Consider the following 934-nt stretch of genomic DNA (forward strand, 5'->3'; position numbering starts at 1 on the left):
GAGGAGAAAGACCCCCTTCAATCGCTACTTTTTCTCCTTCGAAATCTTGAAAAAAATCCAGGTGACGCTTTCCTCCAATTAGCACATCACTTTCATACACCCACTGTTCATACATAGGAAGCAAGCTTAACTTCCCATCGTCACCAATTCCAATAATTTTAATTGCCATGTTGCACCGCCTGTCCTAAAAAATCTCCTTTTAATGTGTAAAGAGACGTATCGACATCGATTCCGTCCCCTACTTCCTTTAATGCTGATAAACAGCAGTACTCGCACAGTTTTTCAAAAAACTGATGATGACCGCTTTGCGTCATTAAATCCCCCACTTGAGAAGCTGTGTTTGCACCTTTTATTTCCTCTACCAGTTCAGCAGAAGCGCCTGACTCAGAAGCTGCTTTTGCTAAAAAATCAAAATCAATGGGTGCACTTTTTGAATGAACCATCATAACGCCTTGCGCGACTTTTGAAAACTTTCCCATCATGCCTACGAGCGATACTTTTTTCATTCCTTGCTTTTTACATTGTTTTAACGTAAATCCAACAAAATCTCCCATTTCGATAAATGCTTCTTCCGGAAGTTCAGGGAACTGTTTCATTCCATACTTTTCGCTTCGGCCCCCTGTCGTAATGACAACGTGCTCACAATTACTCGCTTTAGCAACGCTGATTGCCTGCACGATACTTGCTTTATAAGCAGCTGTTGAGAACGGAACGACAATTCCCCGCGTCCCCAGTATCGAAATGCCTCCTAAAATACCTAGACGCGCATTTAATGTCTTTTTCGCCATTTCTTCTCCTTCAGGAACCGAGATGACAATCTTAACGCCTTTTTGTATATTGTATTCAGCTAGAAGCTGTTCAGCCGTTTCTTTCAGCATCTTTCTTGGAACAKGGTTAATGGCTGCTTCACCGACAGGAACCGGGAGGCCGGGCT

The 934-nt window shown here is 42.9% G+C and carries 1 protein-coding gene and 1 pseudogene; both read right to left on the bottom strand.

Translation table 11 applies throughout. The features are described 5' to 3' along the window. Positions 1-169, bottom strand: a pseudogene (locus tag AC1DRF_RS29840) (cobalamin biosynthesis protein CbiE); the annotation flags it as partial. Further along, positions 159-934 (bottom strand): cobalt-precorrin-5B (C(1))-methyltransferase (locus tag AC1DRF_RS29845; RefSeq protein ID WP_477742551.1); only part of this gene is annotated, 776 nt, incomplete at its 5' end. The pseudogene AC1DRF_RS29840 and the gene AC1DRF_RS29845, both read right to left, overlap by 11 nt.

It is taken from the genome of Priestia sp. P5_B4, assembly GCF_056400385.1.